Origin of the sequence: Leptolyngbya cf. ectocarpi LEGE 11479, assembly GCF_015207065.1 — a bacterium.
Taxonomy (GTDB): Bacteria; Cyanobacteriota; Cyanobacteriia; order Phormidesmidales; family Phormidesmidaceae; genus Leptothoe; species Leptothoe ectocarpi.
Window position 1 is genome coordinate 1 of record NZ_JADEXP010000622.1, and the last position, 1,504, is coordinate 1,504.

Consider the following 1,504-nt stretch of genomic DNA (forward strand, 5'->3'; position numbering starts at 1 on the left):
GTATAGTTAGGATTGTGAGCAATTGCCTGGTGCCAATCGGATATGGCTTCGGTAATCTGGCCTTGATCAGACGAAATTTGACCCCGATAAAAATAGGCGGTGGCTGGATTATCAGCACAGTTAATGGCGGCCATAAAGTCCTGGCGGGCGCTGTCTAGCTGCTTTAATGCTCGATAGCTGAGGCCGCGCTTAGTATGTACTTCAGCCGGCTCAGGATGATCGGTTAGGGCCTGGGTTAGAATTGCGATCGCACCCTGATGATTTCCCTGCCGTGCCAGAGTACAACCACGTCGATAGGCCAACCGTGCTTTTTGTCGTACGTACCAACTCTGCTTATCCATATAAATAAATATTCCTGCTATCAAGCATCACCCAGATATCCGCAGCCTAACTAGGCATAGACTGAAACAGAATCAGCGGGATAACGGAAGCTCAAGTGCTAATAAATAATGTTTTCAGTATTTACTGTTACCGAACAACCCTCTTTGTTTCATGTTAACCAACTGATCCTTCACATTAATTTTGCTGATTTCCTAACAGAATTTCCAACATCATTATTTTCCTCTAAGAGAAATTAGCCTATGTCATTAGGCTTAACCTCCTACGACAATTGGCGCAGAAACGAGCCACAGACCGTATTCGCCATGAAATGACAGTAAAGTCTCGACAGCATCCACCGCTGCTTCGATGAAACCTATGTAATGCCCCTAGCCAGCCATAGAGAGCATTTAGGTGCCTATGTTAGGTTCAGTAAGAACACCTATATGACAGGGGCGATGGCCGTTCTTTCGCTAAAGACAGAGCTGGATGTAGCAGAGTTATTATTAGCAAAAGGCTGGTTACCTGAAGAAATTAATGGAATTCTCGTATTTCCACTGCCTAGAGCTGCATTTCATCATTTAAGCATCGAAAATAGCCACCCCTATGACAGCGATGTAATAAAAGCTACAGCGGTTACACCTACCAAACTTTATCAAGCACGGCAGCTCCTGCAGTCTGCTGGATGGCTAGATCGAGAACTCGAGTCCCTGCTAAAACCTTGTCTATACAGTCGCGATCCTTGGGCCAATCAAACTGTTCATAGTTTTGAGTCCCGTGGCAATTATCCCCGCGCAACTAATTCGCTAGGCTGGGGTAAGCCTCCTATCCCAACAATGTCCTTCGGGCATTACCGGCGCATCATGGCCCTCAAGCGGATTGTTAGCTTAGCCCTGGTAATCACGCTGGTGATCGTCGCTGTCGTCTCCTTTGGATAGCCAAATCCCATAGGCTTACAGGCCTTTATCCACATCCAAACCTATCTGTGGCCTCCACCAGCGCACTTAAAATTCCCGGTTCTGTTGCTGAATGGCCTGCATCGGGTACAACCACTAGCTCAGCCTCAGGCCAGGCACGATGCAGCTCCCAGGCCGAGGCCATGGGGCAAACCACATCGTAGCGCCCTTGGACAATTACCGCAGGAATATGGCGAATCGTAGCAATATTTTGCAATAGCTGGTCGGGG

3 protein-coding genes are annotated in these 1,504 nt (G+C 47.8%); 1 reads left to right on the plus strand and 2 read right to left on the minus strand.

The window, feature by feature from the left end; translation table 11 throughout:
* A partial coding sequence (locus tag IQ260_RS30520) for a tetratricopeptide repeat protein (RefSeq protein ID WP_193996791.1) occupies nucleotides 1-341 on the minus strand: 341 nt, incomplete at its 3' end.
* Between the two features lie 435 nt (nucleotides 342-776).
* Here IQ260_RS30520 and IQ260_RS30525 point away from each other — a divergent pair.
* A complete protein-coding gene (locus IQ260_RS30525) occupies nucleotides 777-1,256 on the plus strand; it encodes a hypothetical protein (RefSeq protein ID WP_193996792.1) in 480 nt (159 codons plus the stop codon).
* Nucleotides 1,257-1,281: 25 nt separating this feature from the next.
* Here the strand turns inward: IQ260_RS30525 and IQ260_RS30530 are convergent.
* The coding region (locus IQ260_RS30530) for an alpha/beta hydrolase (protein ID WP_193996793.1) at nucleotides 1,282-1,504 on the minus strand (223 nt) is incomplete at its 5' end.